At 65.6% G+C, this 20682-nt stretch carries 15 protein-coding genes; 7 read left to right on the forward strand and 8 right to left on the reverse strand.

All coding sequences use genetic code 11. The features are described 5' to 3' along the window. Positions 1-1359, reverse strand: coding sequence for an NAD(P)/FAD-dependent oxidoreductase (locus tag ACZ9XP_RS17175; RefSeq protein ID WP_465188864.1), 1359 nt, complete (start codon positions 1357-1359; stop codon positions 1-3). Between the two features lie 103 nt (positions 1360-1462). Here ACZ9XP_RS17175 and ACZ9XP_RS17180 point away from each other — a divergent pair, with 103 nt between their 5' ends. From ACZ9XP_RS17180 to ACZ9XP_RS17190, 3 genes are all read left to right on the forward strand, one after another. Next, positions 1463-2338, forward strand: a complete 876-nt coding sequence (locus ACZ9XP_RS17180; protein ID WP_465188865.1) for a LysR substrate-binding domain-containing protein — start codon at positions 1463-1465, stop codon at positions 2336-2338. 301 nt (positions 2339-2639) lie between these two features. Continuing rightward, positions 2640-4307, forward strand: coding sequence for an ABC-F family ATP-binding cassette domain-containing protein (locus ACZ9XP_RS17185; RefSeq protein ID WP_147683434.1), 1668 nt, complete (start codon positions 2640-2642; stop codon positions 4305-4307). Between the two features lie 202 nt (positions 4308-4509). After that, positions 4510-6138 carry a methyl-accepting chemotaxis protein gene (locus ACZ9XP_RS17190; protein ID WP_465188866.1) on the forward strand — a complete coding sequence of 543 codons (1629 nt, stop codon included), beginning with the start codon at positions 4510-4512 and terminating at the stop codon, positions 6136-6138. 54 nt (positions 6139-6192) lie between these two features. On the opposite strand, the gene ACZ9XP_RS17195 is transcribed toward ACZ9XP_RS17190, so the two are convergent. The 3 genes from ACZ9XP_RS17195 to ACZ9XP_RS17205 all read right to left on the reverse strand — a co-directional run bounded on the left by ACZ9XP_RS17195 (position 6193) and on the right by ACZ9XP_RS17205 (position 11882). Then, entirely contained in the window at positions 6193-7188 is a 996-nt protein-coding gene (locus ACZ9XP_RS17195; RefSeq protein WP_465188867.1) for a response regulator, read from the reverse strand. After that, positions 7185-10832, reverse strand: coding sequence for a PAS domain S-box protein (locus ACZ9XP_RS17200; RefSeq protein ID WP_465188868.1), 3648 nt, complete (start codon positions 10830-10832; stop codon positions 7185-7187). Before ACZ9XP_RS17200 ends, ACZ9XP_RS17195 begins: the two co-directional genes overlap by 4 nt. A 141-nt stretch (positions 10833-10973) precedes the next feature. Further along, on the reverse strand, positions 10974-11882 hold the full coding sequence (locus ACZ9XP_RS17205) for a DMT family transporter (RefSeq protein WP_465188869.1): 909 nt from the start codon (positions 11880-11882) through the stop codon (positions 10974-10976). 124 nt (positions 11883-12006) lie between these two features. Here ACZ9XP_RS17205 and ACZ9XP_RS17210 point away from each other — a divergent pair, with 124 nt between their 5' ends. Beyond that, positions 12007-12477 carry an Lrp/AsnC family transcriptional regulator gene (locus ACZ9XP_RS17210; protein ID WP_465188870.1) on the forward strand — a complete coding sequence of 157 codons (471 nt, stop codon included), beginning with the start codon at positions 12007-12009 and terminating at the stop codon, positions 12475-12477. Positions 12478-12542: 65 nt separating this feature from the next. Here ACZ9XP_RS17210 and ACZ9XP_RS17215 read toward each other — a convergent pair whose 3' ends face one another. The 3 genes from ACZ9XP_RS17215 to ACZ9XP_RS17225 form a co-directional block, all read right to left on the reverse strand. Continuing rightward, entirely contained in the window at positions 12543-13139 is a 597-nt protein-coding gene (locus ACZ9XP_RS17215) for a CBS domain-containing protein (protein WP_147683421.1), read from the reverse strand. A gap of 276 nt (positions 13140-13415) precedes the next feature. Beyond that, positions 13416-14804 carry an aminopeptidase P family protein gene (locus tag ACZ9XP_RS17220; protein WP_465188871.1) on the reverse strand — a complete coding sequence of 463 codons (1389 nt, stop codon included), beginning with the start codon at positions 14802-14804 and terminating at the stop codon, positions 13416-13418. 118 nt (positions 14805-14922) lie between these two features. Beyond that, positions 14923-16134 carry a benzoate/H(+) symporter BenE family transporter gene (locus ACZ9XP_RS17225; RefSeq protein ID WP_147683416.1) on the reverse strand — a complete coding sequence of 404 codons (1212 nt, stop codon included), beginning with the start codon at positions 16132-16134 and terminating at the stop codon, positions 14923-14925. 220 nt (positions 16135-16354) lie between these two features. Here ACZ9XP_RS17225 and ACZ9XP_RS17230 point away from each other — a divergent pair, with 220 nt between their 5' ends. The 3 genes from ACZ9XP_RS17230 (at position 16355) to ACZ9XP_RS17240 (ending at position 20083) form a co-directional block, all read left to right on the forward strand. Further along, positions 16355-17800: an aminotransferase-like domain-containing protein gene (locus ACZ9XP_RS17230; RefSeq protein ID WP_465188872.1), complete on the forward strand. Its 1446-nt coding sequence runs from the start codon at positions 16355-16357 to the stop codon at positions 17798-17800. Positions 17801-17837: 37 nt separating this feature from the next. Beyond that, positions 17838-18755 carry a LysR family transcriptional regulator gene (locus tag ACZ9XP_RS17235; RefSeq protein WP_465188873.1) on the forward strand — a complete coding sequence of 306 codons (918 nt, stop codon included), beginning with the start codon at positions 17838-17840 and terminating at the stop codon, positions 18753-18755. 86 nt (positions 18756-18841) lie between these two features. Further along, positions 18842-20083, forward strand: a complete 1242-nt coding sequence (locus ACZ9XP_RS17240; protein WP_465188874.1) for a UbiH/UbiF/VisC/COQ6 family ubiquinone biosynthesis hydroxylase — start codon at positions 18842-18844, stop codon at positions 20081-20083. Between the two features lie 405 nt (positions 20084-20488). Here ACZ9XP_RS17240 and ACZ9XP_RS17245 read toward each other — a convergent pair. After that, positions 20489-20682, reverse strand: a 194-nt coding sequence (locus ACZ9XP_RS17245) for a hypothetical protein (protein WP_465188875.1), incomplete at its 5' end; no start/stop codon positions are given.

Here is a 20682-nt window from a genome sequence, read left to right on the forward strand (position 1 = left end):
TCAAGCGGGTTCACTAAAACGGTCACGCCAGGCGTAGGCGGTATAAGCAAGGCGCAGGCCCAGCTTTTGCAGCGCGGTGGCGGGCGGCAGGCGCGGGGCCAGGCCGTGCATGGCGCAGGCGGCTTCGGTGGCGGTGGGCGGCTGCCCGGCCATGGCGCGTGCCAGCGCGCGGCCCAGCCACGGCATGGTGCTGACACCGCTGCCAAAGCAGCCGGCGGCGTGCCACACGCTGCCATCATCCGGCAGGGTGCCATATTGCGGCAGCATGCGCCGGTTAACGGCGATGAGCCCGCGCCAGAAGTAGTCGATCTCCACCCCGGCCCAGGCGGGAAAGCGGGCGGCCAACTGTGCCTGCAACAGGGCGCGCTGGCGCTGGCCGCTGGCGTCGCTGCCGCTCAGGTCGCCACGGGCGCCAAACAGCAGGCGGCCATCGGGCAGGCGGCGCCAGTAGCTCAGCAGGTGGCGGGTGTCGAACATGGGGGTCTCGCTGTGGTAGCGGTAGGCTTCCCACTCTGCTGCGCTTAGCGGGCGGGTCACGATGATGTTGGAGATCACCGGCAGGGTGCGCTGGCGCAGCGCGGGTGGCAGTACGCCCGGCAGGTAGCCATTGGTGGCCAGCAGTAGCTGGCGGGCGTGTACCACGCTGCCGCTGGCGTGCAAGGTGTGGCCGGCGGTGTGGCGCTGCCAGCGGCTTACCGGCTGCTGCGGCAGCAGCACGGCTCCGTGGCGCTGCGCCGCCTGCGCCAGGCCGCACACCAGCGCCAGCGGGTTCAGCCCGCCACCTTGCAGGATATGCAGTGCGCCGTGCTGCGCCGGGCCATCGTGCCCCATGCCGGCAAACACCTGGCGCGGCAGCAGGCGGCAGGCTACCGGCGTGTGCTGCTGCCAGGCGTCGTGCTCGGCCTGCAGCGCATCCCAGGCGGCCGGGCTGTGCGCCACCACGTAGCTGCCGCTGCCACAGGCCTGGGTGGCCAAGCCCTCCTCTGCCGCCAGCGTGGCCACCAGCTGCATGGCCTCGTTTTGTGCGGCCATGAAACCGGCGGCACCGGCCGGGCCCAGCTGGCGCAGCAGGCCGGCGTAGTCGTGCTTGGTAGCGGGCAAGGTATTGAAGCCGGCGTTGCGGCCAGACGCGCCCCAGCCTATGTCGCCCGCCTCCAGCACCGCCACGCTGGCGCCGTGGTCGCGCGCCAGGTGCAGTGCCGCCGACAGCCCGCAGTAGCCGCCGCCGATAATGGCCACATCCACCGTGTGCTCGCCGCTGCCGGGCGCCAGGGTTGGCCGCGCCGTGGTGGCGTGCCAGTAGCTGGGCGGGGTGAGCTGGGGGCGGTACTGGTCGGCGTGGTAGAAGGGCTGGTACATGGCGGCTCCGCAAGTGTTGCCACAGTGTGGCCAGCGCGTGCCGCTACCGGCAAGACACGCTTTTTGCTACCTTGTGTTAATTAATTTAACAGCTGGAGCCGCCATGGCCCGCCGCCTGCCCCCGCTTAATAGTGTTCGCGCCTTTGAGGCCGCCGCCCGGCTGGGCAGCTTTGTGGCCGCGGCGCAGGAGCTGAACGTGACCCAGCCGGCCATAGGCCGGCACGTGCGGCAGCTGGAAAGCTGGCTGGGGGTGGCGCTGTTTCAGCGCAATGCGCGTGGCGTGCAGCCCACTGCCGCCGGGGTGCAGTATCTGGCCACCGCCAGCCGCCTGCTGGACGAGCTGGCCGCAGCCAGTGCCGCCCTGGCGCAGCCGCAGCCTGCCCTGCTGCGGCTGATGGTGGTGCCGGGCCTGGCGCGGCGCTGGCTGGCCCCGCTGCTGGATAGCCTGCTGGCGCAGCGCCCCGGCCTGCGCCTGGCGATAGAGCCGCACGCCACGTTTTGCCAGCTACAAGCCGGCCAGGCCGACCTGGGCCTGGTGGCCGACGATATCGCCCGCCTGCCCGGCTACCACCACACGCTGGCCGTGCCACCGGTGTTCCCGGTGTGCACCCCGGCGTATCTGGCGCAGCACGGCACGCCGGCCAGCCCGGCCGCGCTGCTGCAACACACGCTGATTCATGAAGACGATGGCGAATGGTGGCAGCTATGGTTGGCCGCACAGGGCCTGCACGTGCAGCTGCAACCGCAGATGGTGTACTACAGCGCCGACCAGACGCTGGACGCCTGCCTGGCGCACAAGGGCATCGCGCTGGCCAACCCGCTGCTGGTGGGGCCAGAGCTGGCCAGCGGCGCCCTGGTGCGGCCGCTAGCGCAGGCGGTGGCGCTGCAGGGCTACCATTTCATTTTGCCGCCCGGCGGGGTGGTATCTGCCGACATGGCGTGGCTGATGGCGGCGCTATGCCAGCGCGCCGCAGCCTGACGGGCAGCACGGCAGGCATGAAAAAGGGCGCGGCATGGCTGCCGCGCCCTACTGACTGATCTGTATCTACACTGCACTTTCACGCAGTGGTGTTACCTTATCATTACTTTAGTTTTGTGTGAAAGCTTTTTTGCATTATCGAATCACACGCGCCGCCGCATGACCACAGCGCGCCTCAGCGCACCTGCCTGGCGTGGTACCATGCAGCCGCTTACGGCGGCCAACCTTGACCGCCCCCTGTCGTTACCCGGCCCTGCGCCAGTGCGGCTTTACCTTTTCGGGTCGCCTGGCGGCTGTATTCATGATCACGCTTAAAAATGTTGTACTGCGCCGGGGCAGCAAGCTGCTGCTGGATGGCGCCACCGTTACCCTGAACCCGGGTGAAAAAGTCGGCCTGGTGGGCCGTAATGGCGCCGGTAAATCGTCGCTGTTTGCCGTGTTGAACGGCAGCCTGCACGAAGACGGCGGCGACTTTCACATCCCTAGCCAGTGGCGCATGGCGCAGGTGGCGCAGGACATGCCGGAAACCGCGCAAAGCGCTACCGACTTTGTAGTGGAGGGCGATACCGCCCTGCTGGCCGCGCAGCAGGAAGTGGCCGAAGCCGAGGCTGGCGAAGACTACATGCGCATGGCGCACGCCTACACCGCGCTGAACGACGCCGGCGCGCACGACGCCCCCGCCCGCGCCCAGGCGTTGATTCTGGGCCTGGGTTTTAGCGTGGCCGAGCTGCAGCGCCCGGTAAACAGCTTTTCCGGTGGCTGGCGTATGCGCCTGCAGCTGGCGCGGGCGCTGATGTGCCCGTCCGACCTCTTGCTACTGGACGAACCTACCAACCACTTGGATCTGGACGCCCTGGTGTGGCTGGAAGCCTGGCTCAAGCAATACGCCGGCACCCTGGTGGTAATCAGCCACGACCGCGAGTTTCTGGACGCCATCACCAACGTCACCCTGCACATCGACCACGGCAAGCTGGTGCGCTACGGCGGCAACTACAGCAAGTTTGAAGACATGCGCGCCGAGCAGATGGTGCTGCAGCAGGCTGCGCAGGCCAAGCAGCAGGAAAAGATCGCCCACCTGCAAAAGTTTATCGACCGCTTCAAGGCCAAGGCCAGCAAGGCCAAGCAGGCGCAAAGCCGCGTGAAAGCACTGGAGCGCATGGAGAAGATTGCGCCGGTACTGGCCGACGCCGAATTCCAGTTCGAGTTCAAAGAACCGTCCAGCCTGCCCAACCCCATGCTGACGCTGAGCGAAGCCGCCTTCGGCTACCCGGCGCCAGACGACGCACCCGCCGGTACACCGCCCACGGTGATCGTGCAGGGCGTGCGCCGCTCGGTGCTGGCCGGCCAGCGCATCGGTATTCTGGGCGCCAACGGCCAGGGTAAATCCACCCTGGTCAAAACCGTGGCCGAGGCGCTGCGCCCGGTCAGCGGCGAAGTCATCCGTGGCAAAGGCTTGAGCATCGGCTACTTCTCGCAGCAGGAGCTGGACGTACTGCGCCCCGAGGACGACCCGCTGCAGCACATGCTGCGCCTGGCACGCGACACCCCCGCCGCGCTGCGCCCGCCCGCCGCCGACTGCCGCGAACAAGGCCTGCGTAACTTCCTGGGCACCTTCAATTTCAGCGGCGACATGGTGAAGCAAGCCGTCGGCAGCATGAGCGGCGGCGAAAAAGCCCGCCTGGTGCTGTGCATGATCGTGTGGCTGCGCCCCAACCTGCTGCTGCTGGATGAACCGACCAACCACCTGGACCTGGCCACGCGCGAGGCGCTGAGTGTGGCGCTCAACGAATTCGAAGGCTCGGTGATGCTGGTCAGCCACGACCGCGCCCTGCTGCGCGCCGTGTGCGACGAGTTCTGGCTGGTATCGCGCGGTGGCGTCAGCGACTTTGAAGGCGACCTGGACGACTACCAGGTGTACCTGCTGGAAGAAGCCAAGCGCCGCCGCGAAGAAGCTGCCGGCAAGCGCTGATAGCCAACCACACTGCCTTCCCGCCCCCTGCTGCAGTCCGTCAGCCGGGGGCGCTGTTTTTTGGCGACTGTCGCGTATGCGCGCCGGCCCGGCATCAGGGTTCCGGCAGCGCGGCAATCGGCCATTTTTATAAAAAATACCCGGATAAATATGGCTATTATTGGAAAGGGAATACAAAAGAATAAACTGACGGAGAGACACAATGCGTTTTATCGATAACCTGACCATGCGCGGCAAGTTCATGGTGACTTTCCTGCTTAGTGGCGGCGTCCTGGTACTGGCCATGCTGTTCCTGCTATGGCAAGTGGGCAGCATCCGCCAATCGGTACAGACGCTTGCCGACAATGCCCTGCCCTCGATCGAGACCACCGGCGACATTAGCCAGCTGCGCCTGCGCTATCGCGTACGCAGCCTGGAAATGCTGCTGGCCACCACGCCGGAAGAGCAAGCCAAGCTGACTAAATCACTGCAGGAACTGGACGGCAAACTGGGCGAGGCGCTGAAAGCCTACGAGCCGCTGATCACCAACGACGAAGAACGCCAGACCTACCAAGCCACCGTAGCAGCAGCTAGCGCCTACCGGGCGGCAGTCGAACAAGCCCTTGCCCTGCGCGACCAAGGCAAAGAAGCCGAAGCGCTGGCACTATCCAAAAAAGAGTGGGTAACGCTAGCCAACCAGCTACGCGACCAGACCGACAAACTGGGCAAGTTCAAGCATGACCATGCCAGCCAAGCCGCTACGGCCGCCCGCGATTCGGTCTCCAGTACGGTACTGGTGGGTAACACTGCCTTGGTACTGGCCCTGCTGCTGGCCATTCTGTTGTCGTTCCTGATGGCACTGCGCATCAGCCGCCGCCTGCGTGACACCATCGATGCGGCCAACCACATAGCCGAAGGCAATCTGTGCAGTGCCATGCCCCCCGTCACCCGCGACGAAATCGGCCAGATGATCCAGGCCATGTCGCGTATGCAGCACCAGCTGCGCGAAGCGATGCTGGAAACCCGTGACAGCGCCCAAACGCTGCTGCAATCGTCCCAGCTGCTGCATCACTCGGTAAAGGACATGGAAAACGCCGTAGGCCTGCAAAGCGAAGCCGCCTCCGGCATTGCGGCCAACACCGAACAGCTGACCGTCTCCATCAGCCACGTGGCCAGCAATACCGAATCGGCAGCCAGCCTGACGCGTACCTCCGACGAACAGGCGGTACAGGGCTACGCCATGCTGCAGGACCTGATCAAGCGTACGCAGGACGTGGCGGGCGTGGTGACATCTGCCGCAGAACGCATTGCCCAGCTGCAAGATGACTCGTCGCGCATTTCCACCATCGTGGCGGTTATCAAAGACATTGCCGACCAGACCAACCTGCTGGCACTGAACGCTGCCATCGAAGCTGCCAGGGCAGGTGAAATGGGCCGCGGCTTTGCCGTGGTAGCCGACGAAGTCCGCAAGCTGGCGGAGCGCACCGCACAATCCACCAACGAAATCGTAGGCATGGTCACCAGCATCCAGCAGTCCACACAGCAGGTGGTAACCGAGGTCGGCAACGGTGTGGCCATGGTCAACACCAGCGTGGCCGATGCCCGTAGCGCTGGCGAAAGTGTGGCCAGCCTGCGCAATATGTCCCAGCAGATTGCCGGCATCGTAGCGGAGCTGAGCAGCGCCTTGCAGCAACAGTCGCAGGCCTCGACAGAGGTGGCGCAGCGTATCGAAAGCGTGGTGGGTCACGCTCAGGAGGTAGCCAACACCGCGCTGCAAACCACGCATACGGCCGACACCATGGAGCAAGTAGCACTGCGCATGCAGAAGCTGGTAGGTCGCTTCCAGGTGTAACTGTCCGCGCCCTTTGTCTGCGGCCCGCGTCAGCGGGCCGATTTTCTTGCAGGCTTACTCCGCCCAGCGCGCCTGGATCTGCCGTAGCGTGGGCTCGATCGCCAGAAAGTGCGCCACCAGCGTCGGGTCGAAATGCTGGCCGGCTTCGGCCGTGATGTGCGCCAGCGCGGCCTCTATCGTCCAGGCTGCTTTATACGGCCGTACGCTGGTGAGGGCGTCGAATACGTCGGCAATGGCCACGATGCGGGCGGCCAAGGGGATGGCCTCGCCGGCCAGGCCTTGCGGGTAGCCGCTGCCGTCCCAGCGTTCGTGGTGGCAGTGCGCAATGGTGGCGGCCATCTGCAGCAGGCTGGAACGGTCGTCGCCCATGATGCGGGCGCCGATGTCGGCGTGGGTCTGCATGATGCGCCATTCGTCCGCGTCCAGCTTGCCCGGCTTTTGCAGGATGGCGTCGGGTATGCCTATCTTGCCGATATCGTGCATGGGGGCGGCGGCCAGCAGCTCGTCGGCCCACGCCTCGCCCTGGCCGGCCGCCAGCGCCAGCTCGCGCGCGTAGTGGCTCATGCGGATCACGTGCAGGCCGGTTTCGTTGTCCTTGAATTCGGCGGCGCGGCCCAGGCGGCGAATGATCTGCAGCCGGCTGTCGCGCAGCTCTTCTACCCGTACCAGCGACAAATGGGTACGCACGCGGGCCAGCACGATGGGCGGGCTGACCGGTTTGGTGATGTAGTCCACCGCGCCGGCGGCAAAGCCCTGTGCCTCGTCGCTACTGTCGCTCAGTGCGGTGACAAAGATCACCGGAATGCGGGCGGTATCGGGCTGGGCTTTCAACTGCTGGCACACTTGCAGGCCGGTCATGCCGGGCATCATGACGTCCAGCAGGATCAGGTCGGGCAGCTCGCGGCGTGCCAGCTGCAGGGCTTTGTCGCCGTCGCGGGCAAACTGCAGGCGGTAGTGGGCCTGCAGGATATGGCGCAGGACCTGCAAGTTGGTGGGCTCGTCGTCTACCAGTAGCAGTAGCGGCCGGGTGTCTTGGGGTGCGGTCGTCATGAGGCTTGCTCGTTGGGGCCTGCCACGTGCTGGCGTAGCTGTGCCAGCGCGTGCAGTGCCGTATCAAAATCAAATTCGTCCAGGGCCGCTTGCAGGCTGGCCAGCTGGCTGGCAGGCAGGGCGGCGGCCAGGGCCGCCAGGCTGTCGTCGTCCAGGGTGCCATGCTGGCAGGCGCTTTCCAGCGCGGCCAGGTGGGGTAGCAAGGCGGCAGGGGCTGGCTGGAGTTGGCCTGCGGGCAGGCTGTCATCGGCCAGGGCTGGCAGGGCGGCTTGCAGCTGGGCCAGTGTGGCAGCCAGCTGTGCCTGCCAGGCGTCGTCGGGGGCGTCGCCCTGCTCGATGCGGGCGGCCAGGCCGGCCAGCTGCACCAGGCCCAGGTTGGCCGCCACGCCGCGCAGCCGGTGTGCCTGCGCGCTGCGCTCGGGCTGGCTGGCGCTGGCCAGCTGCGCACCGGTATCGTGGTAGTCGCGCAGAAAACGGCGCCACACGTCGTGCAGCTTGGCCAGGCTACCCCAGCGGGCCACGGCCCCCTCGGTATCGATAGCAGCTGTCGTGCTGTGCGCGTCAGGGTTGGCCGCAGGCTGCAAGCCCAGGACACGGGCGATTTCGGCTAGCAGGGCATCGGGCATGACGGGTTTGGTGGCAAAACCCACCATGCCGGCAGCCAGCGCGTCGGCGCGGTCCTGGCTGAGTACGCTGGCGGTGAGGGCGATGACCGGGGCCAGGGGCTGCTGCTGGCTGCTGGCCCATTGCTGCAGCTGCCGTGTGGCTTGCAGGCCATCCAGACCGGGCATTTGCACGTCCATCAACACCACATCAAACGGCTGTTGCCGGTAGTGCGCCACACCGGCTTCGCCCCCTTCGGCGGCAACCACGGTGTGGCCGTGGCTGGTTAACACCAGCTGTAGCAGCTCCAGGTTTTGCGGCACGTCGTCTACCACCAGGATACGCAGCGGGGGCAGTACCGGGGCGCCGGCGGCCGGGCGCGCGCTGGCCGGGGCCTGCTGCGCGGGCTGGTAAGGCAGGGTAACGGTAAAGCAGCTGCCTTCGCCCAGGCGGCTCTGTACCTCGATACGGCCTTGCATGAGCTCGGCCAGCTGGCGGGCAATGGCGGTGCCCAGGCCGGTACCGCCAAAGCGGCGCGCCATGCTGGCATCGGCCTGGGTAAACGGGGCGAAGATGCTGTCGAGCCGGTCGGCAGCAATGCCGATACCGGTGTCGCGCACGGTCAGCTGGAGCTGGCTACCGTGCAGGCTGACGTGCAGGGTGACACTGCCGCGCTCGGTAAACTTCACGGCGTTGCCCAGCAGGTTGGTCAGTATCTGGCGCAGGCGCAGGGCATCGCCGTGGATGGCGCGCGGGCAGTCGGCCGCGTAGTCCAGCTGCAGGGCCAGCTGCTTGCGCCCGGCTTGCAGGGCAAAGGTGCTGACCAGTTGCTGGCACAGGCTGTACAGCGAGTAGTCTTGCAGCTCCAGCTCCAGCGCGCCGCGTTCCAGTTTGGCGGTATCCAGAATGTCGTTCAGCAGGTGTAGCAGCGAGTGCGCCGAATCGCGCACGGTGGCCAGGTGGCGTGCCTGCTGGGGTGCCAGCGGGCTGCCAAGCAGCAGCTCGGTAAAGCCGATGATGGCGTTCATCGGCGTGCGGATTTCGTGGCTCATATTGGCCAGGAACATGCCTTTGGCCTGGGCTGCATGCTCGGCGCGGTCGCGCGCCTCCACCAGCTGGCCTTCCATGCGCTTGCGCAGGGTCAGGTCGCTGGCCAGCTTCACCACTTTCCAGGGTTTGCCGTCGGCGTCGAGTATGGGGTTGTAGGTGGCCTGGATCCACACCTCGCTGCCGTCCCGGGCCAGGCGGCAGAACTCGCCGCTACGGAACTCGCCGTGGCGCAGCGCCTGCCAGAATTCCTGGTATGCCTGGCTGTTGGCCTCGTCCGCGTGGCAGAGCAGGCGGTGATGTTGGCCGCAGAGCGCGTCCAGCGGGTAGCCCACCAGCTGCAAGAAGTTGTCGTTGGCGTCCAGGATGCGGCCATCCAGGTCGAACTCCACCACGGCCATGGCGTGCCGGATGGCGGTGACAAAACCCTCGTGCTCTGCCGCCCGCGCCTTGCTGTCCGTAATGTCGACAATCACGCCGTCTATCCACTGCGCTGTCTCGTCCATGTCGTACACGCCGCCGGCACTTTCCGACACCCAGCGTTCGCCGCCATCGCGGTGGAAAAGGCGGTATTCCACCACGTAGGAGCGGTGCTCGCGCAGTGCACTGTCTACCGTGTCGCGCACGCGGGGCAGGTCGTCCGGGTGGATGATGCCGACCATACTCAGGCTGCCATTCAGAAACAGCTCGCGGTCCCAGCCGGTCAGCTGGGTAATGGCCTGGCTGATGAACAGCTTGCTCCAGTCTGCATCAACACGGCTGCGAAACGCCACGCCAGGCATATTGGCGATCAGTGTGCGGTACTGGGTTTCACGCGCCTGCAGTTCGCGCTCCATGCGTGTGCGCTCGCTGATATCGGTGACGAAACCGATAAACCTCAGCGCGTCGCCCGCCTGGGCCCGGCCCACGGCCAGGCGGATGGGAAACACGCTGCCGTCGCGGCGCTGCGCCATGACCTCGCGGCCCACCCCGATCACTCGGGCATCGCCGGTAGCCAGATAATTCGCCAGGTAGCCATCGTGGCCAGAGCGGTAAGGGTCTGGCATGAGGTGGTTGATATTGAGCCCGGCCAGCTCGGTGGCCGGCCAGCCAAACATTTTTTCTGCCGCATGGTTGGCCGACAGGATAATGCCGTGCTGGTCAATGGTGATGATGCCATCCACGGCGGTATCCACTACCGCGCGCAGCTGGGCTTCGCTTTGCTTCATCTGGGCAAACAGCTGGCGATAGCGCAGCATGGCGTTACCGGCCAGCACGAACACGCTGGCCGTCAGCGTAAACAGCGCAATGGCCAGCGCCAGGTAGGTGTTGTCACTGGCCACAGTGCCTGCCGGCGCCGGGCTGCCGATAAACCGCGCCGCCGCCATGCCGGTGTAGTGCATGCCGGCAATGGCCAGGCCCATCACCACCCCGCCCAGCACGATAGACTGCACGCCGGTAAACGTGCCACGGCGGCGCAGGCCAAAGCGTATCCATAGCGCCAGCATGGCCAGCACCACGGCCACCACGATGGACGCCGCGAACCACAGCGGGTCATACCGCAGCTGTGGTGCCATCACCATGGCCGCCATGCCGCTGTAGTGCATGGCACCAATGCCACTGCCCACCAGCACGCCCCCCAGTGCCAGCTGCATGGCGCTGATCTGCCGGTGCCACAGCAGGTTGAGTGTGACCCAGGAAGCAAAAATGGCCGGCAGCATGGAGAACAGTGTCAGGCCGTAGTCGTAGCGCACCGGGGTACAAAAATCGAAGGCCAGCATGCCGATAAAATGCATGGACCATATCCCCACCCCCAGCGCAAATGAGCCGGTAAGAAAAGCCACTTGGCGCTGCAGCGTGCTGTGCGCCAGCCGCGCCATGCCCGCCACCTGCAAGGCCATGATCGACGACAGCACGGCAACCAGTACCGACAGGATGACCAGGTCGCTACGGTGTGTGCCCTGTAACAGCAGCGCAGTAGGCACGCCATCGCGCAAGAAAAATAGATCCAGCATGGGCACTTTCAGCAGTAAGGCGGGGTTCTGCCGGATTATAGAGCCCCCGTTACGCCATGCCCATTTATCAAAATACCATTATCCTATAAAGGTTTTTCTATACCTCACGGTGCCATCCGGCTGTATGGCGCGCAGGGCACGCTAGCGCCGCGCAATCAGCAAGATACCAATACCGATCAGCAGCATGCCGCCCAGCTCGCGCGTGGCCGGCCACTCGCCTAGGCTACTGGCCGCCATGGCCACTGCCAGCACCGGAATCACCAGCGCGTTAAAACTGAGCGTAGACGCCGGCAAGCGGCGCAGCAGCCACAGCCAGGCCAGCCAGCCCACGGCACTGGAGAACACGCCGGAGTACACCAGCCCCAGCACAAACTGCACGGACCACTGGATACCGGCAAAGTCGGCAAACGGCAGCAACAACGCTAGCGGTGCCAGGCCGATCAGCGCCTGCCAGCCGGAAAAATTCAGGCTATCCAGCGGGCCGTTCTGTGCCGCCCGCTTGGTCAGCACCGAGCCCAGCGCCCACAGCAGGCCGGCCAGTACCGCCAGCAGCATGGGCAGCACGCCACCGTGCAGCTGCCACGGCGCCACAATCAGCATCAGCCCGGCAAAACCGGCTGCCAGTGCACGGCGGGCGTTGGCGGTAAACGGCTCGCCCAGCAGCCAGTGCGACAGCAGTGCCACCCAGAACGGCATGGTAAACACCAGTACCGAGGTACGCCCCGCCGCCCCCGCCACCAGCGCCAGCGTGACTGTTAGCCCGTAGGCAAAGGTGGTGGTCAGGCCCACCAGGCTGGCATCGCGCAGCCGCTGTGGCTTGCGCGCCCGCCCGCGGGCCATCAGTACGCCAAACAGGGTCAGGCTGCCGATGGTGGTGCGCAGAATCAGGTGTGTCAGCGGCGTGGTGGCCTGCAACGTGACCTTCATCACCACGTAGTTGTACGCCCACATCGTCACCAGCCCGGCAAACAGCGCGTAGGGCAGCCAGCGGCTGGCAGACAGGTCGGCAAGGTTGGCCGCAAGGCGGCGGCTAAGGCGGGCGGTGGTCATGGCAGGCGTATCCGTAGCGTGATGCTGCCAGTGTAGGCAGCCACCGGCTGCCGCCTGCTGCGTTATCATGCACAGCGGCGCAGCCAGGCTGCGACTTTGGGCGTTTCAACGCAGGAAAACTGACATGCTGGATAACTACGACCGCAAGCTGCTGGCGCTGCTGCAAGAAGACGCCCGCCAGACCCACGACGCGCTGGCCGAGGCGGTAAACCTGTCGCCCACCGCCGTGACCCGACGCCTGAAACGCCTGCGCGCCGACGGCCACATCCAGCGCGAGGTGGCGCTGGTGGACCCGGCGCTATTCGGCCGCAGCCTGCGCCTGGTGGTAAACGTGATGCTGCAACGCGCGCAAGCGCCGCTGGTAGACGCCTTCAAGGCCAGCATGCAGGCCGCGCCCGAGGTAATGGAGTGCTACAACGTCACCGGGCGCCCGGATTTTGTGCTGATGGTGCTGGTACGCGACATGGCCGACTACGAGCGCTTTGCCCGCGCCCACCTGATGAACAACCCGCACGTCCGCGAGTTCGAGTCGCTGGTGGTGATCAACACCTGCAAATACACCACAGCGGTGCCGCAGGACGCCGAGATGGACTAAGGTTGGCCGCCGGCAAAACAAAACCCGGCGCGGGGCCGGGTTTTGTCAGTAAAACAGGCTGCTGCTTATTCTTCGTGCATCAGCGCGTGTTCGATCTCGGAAAACGCCTTGGGTACGCGTACAAAGTTCAGCGAGGTACCCAGGCGGCGGGCGATGGTCGAGGTGGAGAACAGGCCGCACACCTCGTAGTGGCCGCTGGCTTCGTTGTGCTCGACCACCAGCGAATGCTGGCGACCCAGGTCTTTCATGGTGGCCACCACGTGGCCCACAGTGGAGCGGCTGATATCGGCCAGGTTCAGTGCTTCCAGCTGCTTGCGCGGCGTCATCACATCGGCCACCACAATCTCTTTATGGCGCTTGCCGTGTTCGTGGATCTGCTTCAGCGGGCGCTCGCCCAGCACGTCGGTGGCGGTGAGCAGGCCGGCAAAGCTGCCGTCGGCGTCGGTGACAAACAGCAGGCGGATACCGTGGCTCACCATGCGGGCGTGGGCGTCGTCCAGCAGCGCGTCTTCGTTGATGCTGATGGGGTCGATCACGCGCAGGTCGGTCATCACTTCGGTGGCCGGGCTTTTCAGCGTGACCTGGCGCTGCGGGCGCTGCTCTACATGAATCAGGTCGGTTTGGGCAGGCAGGCTGAGCGTTTGCAGGGCGTGGTATTCCATGGTGGTTCTCCTCTTCGCGGGTGTGGCCATCGGGCTGGATGGCCACACCCCGGGATTGTCTTGCCGCCTGGGGTGGCGGGGGGCCGGGCAAGCTTTTTCACTCCCCTTTGCTTGCCGGTACTTTTATCTAAGCACACGGCGAGCAAATGCACAGCTTTTTTATGCAAGCATCGGTAACGGTTTGTTATGGATCAGGCCATCCATACCACAGCATAAACAAAAAAAACCGCCCCGGAGGGCGGTATCAGTGATGGAGTATTGCACGATGAAACACGGTTAACCGGCCATGACGGCCTCGACTTCGTCAGCAGTCCGGGCAATGTGCTCGCCCAGCACACGGCTGCCGGTGGCGGTGACCAGCACGTCATCCTCGATGCGGATACCGCCAAAGTCGCGGTATTCGTTGAAACGGGCGTAATTGATGTACTGCGCGTGGCGGCCTTCGGCTTGCCAGGCGTCGATCAGCGCCGGGATAAAGTAAATGCCCGGCTCCACGGTAATCACCATGCCGGCCAAGAGCGGTTTGCCCAGGCGCAGGTAGCCCAGGCCGAACAGCGGGCTGCGCTCGGTGCCATCGCCATAGCCCACCAGGTCTTCACCCAGGCCTTCCATATCGTGCACGTCCATGCCGATCTGGTGGCCCAGGCCGTGCGGGAAGGCAATGGCGTAGGCGCCGCTTTCCACGATGGCGTCGGCGTCACCGTGAAAGAAGCCCAGCGCGCTCATGCGCTCCACCATCACACGGGCGGATAGTTTGTGGATGTCCAGGTAGCGCACGCCGGGGCGGATAGCGTCGATAGCGGCCAGCTGCATGGCCAGCACGGTGTCGTACAACTCGCGCTGGCGGGGGCTGAACTTGCCGCCCACCGGAATGGTGCGGGTGATATCGCTGGCGTAGCCGCCGCCACTGGCGGCGCCGGTATCGTTGACGACCAGGTCACCGGCCTGCAGTACCTGGTTATGGTGGTGGTTGTGCAGCACTTCGCCGCGGCGCGAGAAGATGCTGGGGTAAGCAAGCTGCCAGTCGTGGCGGCGCACGATGCCTTCCATTTCACCGACGATAGCGTGTTCCAGCACGCCGGGGCGGGCGGCGCGCATGGCGGCCAGGTGGGCGTCGCGGGTCACTGCCAGCGCGGCTTCCATCTCGGCAATTTCTTCGTCACCCTTGATTTCACGCAGGCTCACCACGGCGCGGGTCAGCGCCTCGCTATAGCCTTGCTGCGCGGCGTGCGGGGTAGCGTCCAGCAGGCCGGCCAGCACCAGCACGGTTTCACCACGGTAGGGCTGCAGATAGTGCACGGCACGGCCGGCAGCGCGGGCGCTGACCAGTACAGCGGCCAGATCGGCGTAGGGCTGGCTGCGGCCAACCTGGGCACGGGCGGCGCGCTGGGCCAGCGTGGGTAGCTCGCCGGTCCACACGATATCAGCCACGTCCGGCTCGTTGCCGAACAGCGTGGTGTCGCCGCTGGCGGTGTCCATCACCCCGGCGAGGCCCGGCTCGTTCAGGCCAAAGAAGTAGCGGAACGAGCTGTCCTGCACAAAGGGGAAAATGTTGTCGCGGTAGTTCATTGGCGAATCAACATTGCCCAGGAACAGGATCAGGCTATCGGGCAGCAGGGCAGCAAGCTTGTCGCGGCGCTGCTGGTAGATGGCGGGCTGGAACATGGTGGCTTCCGGTGGTGAGCGGTGAAGCCAGCATTTTTGTATACAATCGCCTATTTGTATAGAAAAACAGGCCAACACTCAGCGAATGTGGCCTGTGCAGTGGCAGCATTGCCACTTTTCAGCGTTTGGCGCGGCTTTCGCGGCAGGATGTAGCGCCTGTGGCCGGCTTGGGCAGCTGCCAGCGCAGCAGCAAGCTTACCGCCACGCCGGCCAGCAGCGCCCACAGTGGCGCGCCGATACCGGCAAAACTGACGCCCGACGCGGCCACCACAAAGGTGAGCAGCGCCGCCTCGCGCTGGGTATCGCTAGCCAGCGCCGCCGACAGCGAACTGGCCAGCGTGCCAAACAGCGCCAGCGCCGCAGCGGCCATCACCAGCGCCTTGGGCAGCACCAGCAGCAGCGCCACCAGAGCGCCACCCAACAGCGCCACCAGAATGTAGCAGCAGGCGGCCACCACGCCGGCTTTCCAGCGCTGGGTGCGGTCCGGGTGGGCTTCGGGGCCGGTGCACATGGCGGCGGTAATGGCGGCCAGCACCACGCCGTGGCAGCCAAACGGTGCCAGCAGGGCCGATACCCCGCCCAGCGCGCTCACCGGCACCCGCGCCGGGATGTCGTAGCCATCGTTCTTCAGCACCGCCATGCCGGGCAGAAACTGGCCGGTCAGGGCAATCAGTGTCAGCGGCAGGGCAATATTGCTCAGGCCAGCCAGCGTAAACACCGGTGTGGTCCACAGCGGGCCGCTGGCGCTATTCGCCAGGCTGGGCGCCGCGGCAAAGCCGCCCGTCGCGGCCAGAAACACCCCGCCCAGTGCCAGCGCGCCCATCAGTGCATAGCGCGGCCACAGGCGGCGGCCAGCAAAGAACATCAGCGCCATGGGCAGTACCAGCGCCGCGTGTTCGCGCACGGCAGGTACCAGCTCGGCTACAAAGCGGAACAGAATGCCCGCCAGCAAGGCGGCCGCCAGCGCGGGCGGAAAGCGCTTCATCAGCGCATCAAACGCCCCGCTGATGCCGATCAGCCAAACCAGCAGCCCGGCGATCACGTAGCCGCCCACCGCTTCGGGGTAGCTCACCGTGGGCAGCGCGGCCAACAGCAGCGCCGCACCAGGTGTGGACCAGGCGGTAATGATGGGCATTTTCCAGCGCCACGACAGCCACAGCCCCACCACGCCAGAGCCGATGGACACCGCCCACAGCCAGCTGGCCAGCTCGGCGGCGCTCAGGCCGGCCTGCTGCGCGGCGTGCACGATGATGAGGAAGGGGCCGGTATAGCCAACGGCAATCGTTAGCACACCGGCGATCAGGGTAGACGGGGGTAAGTGTTTAAGCATGCTGTTCTTTCATACAAAGGCTTCCGGGTAGGCCGCCACGGGTGAACCAGCCCCCGCAGGCTGTGCTGCCGTCTAGGCAGCCGCTTGCTGTATGGCCCGCCACAGGCGGCAGGCAGAACAGCACCGGTAAGCGTACTGTACGCGCTGGCCGCGTGGCCTGCCTGCCACAGCGGGCTACAACACACTGGCGCGCCGTGCAGCTGTTCTATATAACAGAGCGATGACCGATACCGCCTACCCCGCCCTCTACCAGCGCATTGCGGCCAGCTTGCAGCAGCAGCTGGACAGCGGCCACTACCCGCCCGGCAGCCGCCTGCCGTCGGTACGCACGCTGGCCGCCGAGCACGGCGTGAACGTGCTCACCGCCCTGGCCGCCTACCGCTACCTGGAGCAACAACAGCGCGTGGTGGCCCGCCCGCGCGCCGGCTACTTTGCCGCCCTGCTGCCGCACCCGGCACCCGGCCGCGGCCAACCTTCACCACTGCCTGCGGCGGCCGCGCTGGTCGACCTGAAAAGCCGCATGTCCACCCTGCTGCAGCTGGGTGACGAGCGCATCCACTGGCAGCTGCACATGGCCGAGGCTTCGCCCACGCTGTACCCGTCGGCCGAGCTGGCACGACGGCTGCAAAGCACCCTCACGCGCCAGCCAGGGCTGATTGGCGCCCACCTGCCGGGTGATATCCAGCGCCGCCTGTGCCATGGCTTGCAGCGCATTGCCGCTGAACGCGGCTTGTCGCTGCAGGCAGACGGCATCCTGCCCTGCCATGGCATTACCGAAGGCATCAGCCTGGCACTACGCCACCTGACCCGCCCGGGCGATACCGTGGCGGTAGAAACACCAGTGTACTTTGGCCTGCTGCAAACGCTGCAGGGCCTGGGGCTGAAGGCGCTGGAAATCCCCTGCACACCGGATAGCGGGCTCTCGCTGGAGGCGCTGGAGTTCGCCCTGCGCCACGGTCCGGCGGTGAAATGCCTGGTATGCGTGCCGCACTTCCAGAACCCCACCGGTGCGCTGATGCCGGACGAACACAAAAAACGCCTGCTGCAGCTGGCCAGCCAGTACGGGCTGGTACTGATCGAGGACGATGTATTCGGCGACCTGTACTACGGCAGCGAACGCCCCACGCCGATCAAGGCCTGGGACCACCACGACCAGGTGATCTACTGCGCCTCGTTTACCAAGAGCTACGCGCCGTCGCTGCGCCTGGGCTGGGTCGCCGCCGGCCGCCACCACGCCGCGCTGGCTCAGCTGCAGGCCAGCAGCACGCTCACGGTGTCGCCGCTGTTGCAGGCGGTGCTGGCCGATGTGCTGGACAGCGGCGACTACCAGCGCACCAGCGCCCGCATCCGCCAACAGCTGGCCAGCCAGATGCACGCCACCGCCGACGCGGTGCTGCGCCACTTCCCCAAAGGCACGCGCATCCGCAAGCCGCAAGGCGGCATGCTGCTATGGGTAGAATGCCCGCCACAGAGCGATACCACCGCACTGCTGCAAGCCGCGCTGGCCGACGGCATCAGCTTTGCCCCCGGCATGGCGTTTTCGGCCGAGCCACGCTTTGGCCACTGCCTGCGCATCAATTGCGGCCAACCTTTTACCCCTGCGCTAGAGGCTGCCATCGCCAGCCTGGGCCAGCGCCTTGCTACGCAATTATTGCAAGCACGGTGATACACTGGCAGGCCCGATACCGCGCTTGTGCCCTGACATGAAAGCCACGCCCAGCCTGCCGCCAGATGCCCTCCTGGCCTTTGACGCCCTCGCCCGTTGCCTCAGCTTTACCGCGGCGGCCAACGATCTGGGCTGCGCCAAAAGCCGCGTGAGCCAGCTCATCAAAGAGCTGGAGCAAGAGCTGGGCACCGTGCTGGTACTGCGCAATACCCGCCGCGTGGTGCTAACCGAAAGCGGCCAACGCCTGGCGCGCCACGCTGAAAAGCTGCGCCTGCTGCTGACGGGCATCCGCACCGATATCGATGAAAGCAAAGACAAGGTAGAAGGCCCGCTGCGCATCGGCTGCTCCGCCGGCCTGGCGCAGCAGCTGCTGGGCCCGCTACTGGCCGAGCTGGCACACGAGTTTCCCGAGCTGCAAGTACGCCTGCAGGTAGAAAACCGCGTGGTCGACCCGGTAGTAGAAGGGCTGGATTTCTGCCTGCGCACGCGCAATGTGCACGACGACCGGCTGGTGGCCCGCCCGGTAGGCCTGGTATGGGAAAAGCTGTACGCCTCGCCCGACTACCTGGCCGAACACGGCAGCCCGCATACCCTGGACGACCTGCAGCTGCACCGCCTCATCAGCAACGCCTACTACAACGAGCAGGGCGAAGAATGGCGGCTGGAGCGCGAGGACCAGCAAACCACCATCAAGCTGCGCCCGGCGCTGACCGTTGACCAGTACAGCGTGGTGGCCTCCATCCTCAAGCAACACCACGGCATTGGCCTGCTACCCAGCTATATGGGCCAGCCACTGGTAGAAAAAGGCATTCTGGCCGAAGTGCTGCCAGACTGGCGTGCGGCCGGCTGGCCGGTGTTTCTGGTATTTGCCTACCAGCAGCCGCTACCACGCAAATACCAGGCCTTCATGAGCTTCATCATCCCGCGCCTGCAGGACAAACTCGGCAGCCCATGATTGACGCAGGCCAAAGTTGGCCGCGGGGCGCACTGCTACAGTAGCCGCTTTCCTGTCGGCCACGCCGGCATGCCATCGGGGGTTTTATGGTCGAACATGTAGACATCTTCATCGTGGGCGGCGGCATGGTGGGTACCGCCATCGCTGCCCGGCTGGGCCACAGCGGCCTGAACATCGCCGTGCTGGAACAGCAAGCCCCGCCCCCGTTCGACCCCGACAGCCCGCCCGACCTGCGCGTGTCCGCCATCAGCCCCGCCTCGCGCGCGCTGCTGGAGCGCATCGGTGCCTGGCAGCATATCGACAGCATGCGCAGCGCGCCTTACCAGCGCATGCAGGTATGGGAAAACGAGCGCAGCGCCGGTACGCTGTTCGACGCTGGCGAAGTAGATGCGGCCAACCTGGGCCACATCATCGAAAACCGCATCGTGCAGCTGGCCTGCACCCAGGCACTGCAACCACATGCCAACATCCAGCTGATCTGCCCGGACAGCATCCAGCGGCTGGACATCCAGGCCGGTGGCAGCCGCATCGAGCTGGCCAGCGGCCGCAGCTTTGTCGCCCGTTTGGTGATCGGTGCTGATGGCGCCAAATCGCAAGTACGCGACGCCGCCAGCATCGGCCTCAACAGCCACGAATACCCCATGCACGCCTTCGTCGCTACCGTCGGCATAGCGGGCGGCGAACGCGACATCACCTGGCAGCGCTTCACCCCCAACGGCCCGCAATCGTTGCTACCGCTGCCGGGTGATTACGCCTCCCTGGTGTGGTACCACCAGCCGCAACAAGTACAACAGCTGCTGCAGCTGGACGATACCGCGCTGATCGCAGCCTTTAGCCGCGAGTTCCCCGACGCACTGCCCACCCTCACCCACGTGGTGAGCCGCGGTAGCTTTGCGCTGATCCGCCGCCACGCGCAGGACTACGTACGCGCCGGTGTCGTCCTGGCCGGCGACGCCGCCCATACCATCCACCCGCTGGCCGGCCAGGGCGTCAACCTGGGTTTTCAAGACGCCGAAGCACTGTGCCAGGTACTGGAACAAGCCGTACAGCAGGGCGAAGACATCGCCAGCCTGGCCGTACTGCAGCGTTACCAACGCCAGCGCCTGCTACCGAACCACGGCATGCAGCGCCTGATGGATGCCTTCTGCTACGGTTTCAGCAACGACAGCAGCCCGCTGCGCTTTGTACGCAACCTAGGGCTGAAGCTGGCCAACCACAGCGGCCCGGTAAAGAAAGAAGTCATCCGCTACGCACTGGGCCTCAGCACACCGGAACAGCTGCTCCCGCCGCCACTGGCACTGCTTAAAGCCAGGCTGAAACGCGCCTGATCAGCGAAGATCAATAAAAAAGCCCGCGCAAGCGGGCTTTTTACGTCCGTTCATGCGGCCAACGTTCATCAATGACCGTAGCCCGGCATAAGCCGCAGGCGCATCCGGGGGCCGGCCGCAGGCCGGCGGGGGGACGTGGTGAGCGGGGGTTGTTGTCGGGTACCGGTTGAGACCACCACGCTACGGCCAAAGTTGGCCGCAGCAGCGCTGGTCTGCTGTGCAGCGCGCAGCAACAACCCAGCCAAACGGACTTTTTATGTTTGCTCAAACAAGCCAAAGCCCGCTTGCGCGGGCTTTTGGACGTCTGTCCGGTGGGTGTCATGCGGCCAACGTTGGCCGCAGGCTGCTCCAGCAATACAGCGGATCCGGCCCTGGCCGAAACGAGGTTGGCCACAGGGGCGGATCTTAAGCAGCAGGCAGCTTGGCCGCGGGTCGGGGGTTTCGCCTCAACATGGCGATCTTCACGATGGCCATCCGCCACTGCAAAGCACAAAGCCCAGCTCGTGTGAGCTGGGCTTCGGTATCGGGCGTCTGGCGGTGTCCTACTTTCACACAGGTATCTGCACTATCATCGGCGCTGAGGCGTTTCACGGTCCTGT

This window comes from Vogesella perlucida, from assembly GCF_979366545.1.

What these genes read in the sequence shown, in the direction of transcription:
- ACZ9XP_RS17190 (WP_465188866.1), top strand. Translation starts at nt 4,510, where the DNA reads ATGCGTTTTATCGATAACCTGACCATGCGCGGCAAGTTCATGGTGACT.
- ACZ9XP_RS17235 (WP_465188873.1), top strand. Translation starts at nt 17,838, where the DNA reads ATGAAAGCCACGCCCAGCCTGCCGCCAGATGCCCTCCTGGCCTTTGAC.
- ACZ9XP_RS17225 (WP_147683416.1), bottom strand. Translation starts at nt 16,134, where the DNA reads ATGCTTAAACACTTACCCCCGTCTACCCTGATCGCCGGTGTGCTAACG.
- ACZ9XP_RS17210 (WP_465188870.1), top strand. Translation starts at nt 12,007, where the DNA reads ATGCTGGATAACTACGACCGCAAGCTGCTGGCGCTGCTGCAAGAAGAC.
- ACZ9XP_RS17200 (WP_465188868.1), bottom strand. Translation starts at nt 10,832, where the DNA reads ATGCTGGATCTATTTTTCTTGCGCGATGGCGTGCCTACTGCGCTGCTG.
- ACZ9XP_RS17220 (WP_465188871.1), bottom strand. Translation starts at nt 14,804, where the DNA reads ATGTTCCAGCCCGCCATCTACCAGCAGCGCCGCGACAAGCTTGCTGCC.
- ACZ9XP_RS17230 (WP_465188872.1), top strand. Translation starts at nt 16,355, where the DNA reads ATGACCGATACCGCCTACCCCGCCCTCTACCAGCGCATTGCGGCCAGC.
- ACZ9XP_RS17175 (WP_465188864.1), bottom strand. Translation starts at nt 1,359, where the DNA reads ATGTACCAGCCCTTCTACCACGCCGACCAGTACCGCCCCCAGCTCACC.
- ACZ9XP_RS17215 (WP_147683421.1), bottom strand. Translation starts at nt 13,139, where the DNA reads ATGGAATACCACGCCCTGCAAACGCTCAGCCTGCCTGCCCAAACCGAC.
- ACZ9XP_RS17205 (WP_465188869.1), bottom strand. Translation starts at nt 11,882, where the DNA reads ATGACCACCGCCCGCCTTAGCCGCCGCCTTGCGGCCAACCTTGCCGAC.
- ACZ9XP_RS17195 (WP_465188867.1), bottom strand. Translation starts at nt 7,188, where the DNA reads ATGACGACCGCACCCCAAGACACCCGGCCGCTACTGCTACTGGTAGAC.
- ACZ9XP_RS17240 (WP_465188874.1), top strand. Translation starts at nt 18,842, where the DNA reads ATGGTCGAACATGTAGACATCTTCATCGTGGGCGGCGGCATGGTGGGT.
- ACZ9XP_RS17185 (WP_147683434.1), top strand. Translation starts at nt 2,640, where the DNA reads ATGATCACGCTTAAAAATGTTGTACTGCGCCGGGGCAGCAAGCTGCTG.
- ACZ9XP_RS17180 (WP_465188865.1), top strand. Translation starts at nt 1,463, where the DNA reads ATGGCCCGCCGCCTGCCCCCGCTTAATAGTGTTCGCGCCTTTGAGGCC.